This window comes from Holdemanella biformis DSM 3989, assembly GCF_000156655.1.
Taxonomy (GTDB): Bacteria; Bacillota_I; Bacilli_A; order Erysipelotrichales; family Erysipelotrichaceae; genus Holdemanella; species Holdemanella biformis.
In genome coordinates, this window is sequence record NZ_DS996847.1 from 1 (window position 1) to 2,303 (window position 2,303).

At 34.5% G+C, this 2,303-nt stretch carries 1 protein-coding gene; it reads left to right on the forward strand.

The window, feature by feature from the left end; genetic code table 11:
• Positions 1–67 precede the first annotated feature (67 nt).
• The coding region (gene uvrA / locus EUBIFOR_RS09965; protein ID WP_040466473.1) for an excinuclease ABC subunit UvrA at positions 68–2,303 on the forward strand (2,236 nt) is incomplete at its 3' end.

Consider the following 2,303-nt stretch of genomic DNA (forward strand, 5'->3'; position numbering starts at 1 on the left):
CTTGCATATTATTTCACAAATAATGAACAAATGTTTATGGTATAATAGTGTGCATAGGAGGTTTATTATGAACCAAAAGTATATAACAATACAAGGTGCTCGTGAAAACAACCTTAAAAATATAAGTTTAAAAATACCAAAAGATAAATTAATCATCATGACTGGTGTTTCAGGAAGTGGAAAAACTTCTTTAGCTTTTGACACAATATATGCAGAAGGACAACGTCGATATATGGAATCCTTATCTGCTTATGCAAGGCAGTTTTTAGGAAATAGTGAAAAACCAGATGTTGACCAAATTGATGGATTATCACCAGCCATCGCGATTGATCAAAAAACAACATCTAACAACCCACGATCTACTGTAGGAACTGTTACAGAGATTTATGATTATTTACGTCTATTATATGCACGTATAGGAGTCCCTTATTGTCCTGACCACCACATTCCAATCACTGGAAATACAATTAAGGAAATGATTGATAAAATCATGGAATTGCCTGATAAAACTAGATGTACTATTTTAAGCCCTGTTATACAAGGGAAAAAAGGCACTCATAAGGATTTAATAGAAAAGTTAATGAAAGAAGGATATATCCGTGTCCGTATTGATGGCGAAATCAAATATCTTGAAGAACTTGAGCCTTTAGATAAAAACAAAAAACATACGATCGATGTTGTTGTAGATCGAATTGTAAAAAATGACGATCGTTCACGTTTTCATGATTCGTTAGAAACCGCATTAAAATTAAGTGATGGTTTGGCTATTTTATTAACAAATGAATCAGAAACCTTATTTTCTAGCAATTATGCATGTAAAATTTGTGGCTTTTCCGTACCTAAATTAGAACCAAAATTATTTTCATTCAATGCACCATTTGGAGCATGTCCAGAATGTAAAGGTTTAGGTATTACCCAAAAGGTGGATTTGTCTTTATTAATTCCAGATGATACAAAATCAATTGCGCAAGGCGGTATTCATTATTACAAAAATATTGTGAATACAGAAAATCTTGAGTGGCAACGAATTCATGCTTTAATTAAATATTATGAGATTGATATGGACACACCCATCAAGGATTTACCTAAAAAGAAATTAAATTATTTATTATATGGTTCAGATGTGCCAATCGCATATCAATTGAATTCTCGTTCTGGTACGGTTTCAACAAAGTTTGAATATATTGAAGGTGTTTGTCCTATGATCGAAAGAAGATATATGGAAACAACTTCAACTATGTCTCGTGAATGGTATGGATCATTTTTGGCAGATGCTCAATGTCCAAAATGTCATGGGGCACGTTTAAATAAACAAGCTCTATCTGTACTTGTTGGTGGAAAAAATATTTATGAATGGACACAAATGAGTATTCAAGAAGCCATTCAGTTTATGAATGAATTAGAATTAACGCCAACACAAGCTAAGATTGCAGAATTGGTCATTAAAGAAATAAAAAATCGCCTTTCATTCTTAAATCATGTCGGGCTAAGTTATTTAACACTGGATCGTTTAGCATCTACTCTATCTGGAGGGGAAGCGCAACGTATTCGCTTGGCAACACAGATTGGATCACGTTTAACTGGGGTTATGTATGTTTTAGATGAACCTAGTATTGGATTACATCAAAGAGATAATGATCGTTTGATTGGTGCTTTAAAAGATATGCGAGATTTAGGAAACACTTTGATTGTCGTAGAACACGACGAAGATACAATGCGTGCAAGTGATTATATTGTAGATGTTGGTCCTGGTGCCGGTGTTCATGGTGGTCAAATTGTTGCGGCTGGAACACCAGAAGAAATTATGCAGAATGAAAATTCGATTACGGGAGCTTATTTAAGTGGACGTAAAAGAATTGAAGTACCTATGACACGTCGTAAGGGGAATGGAAAGAAATTAAAAGTAGTAAGAGCTAGCCAGAACAACTTAAAAAATGTAAATGTAACGATTAAGTTAGGAACATTTACGGTTGTCACAGGGGTTTCTGGAAGTGGAAAATCTTCATTAGTTACAGAAGTTTTAACACATGGGTTACAACATGCCCTAGGTCGTTTAAGAATCAAACCGGGTGCATGTAAAGAAATTCAAGGTATTGAAAATATTGATAAAATTGTAGAAATTGGACAAGATCCAATTGGTAGAACACCACGTTCAAATCCAGCTACTTATACAGGCGTTTTTGATGATATTCGTGACTTATTTGCGCAGACAAAAGAGGCGAAAATGCTTGGATATGACAAGGGTCGTTTTTCATTCAATGTGAAAGGTGGACGATGTGAAGCATGTCAAGGAGATGGAATTC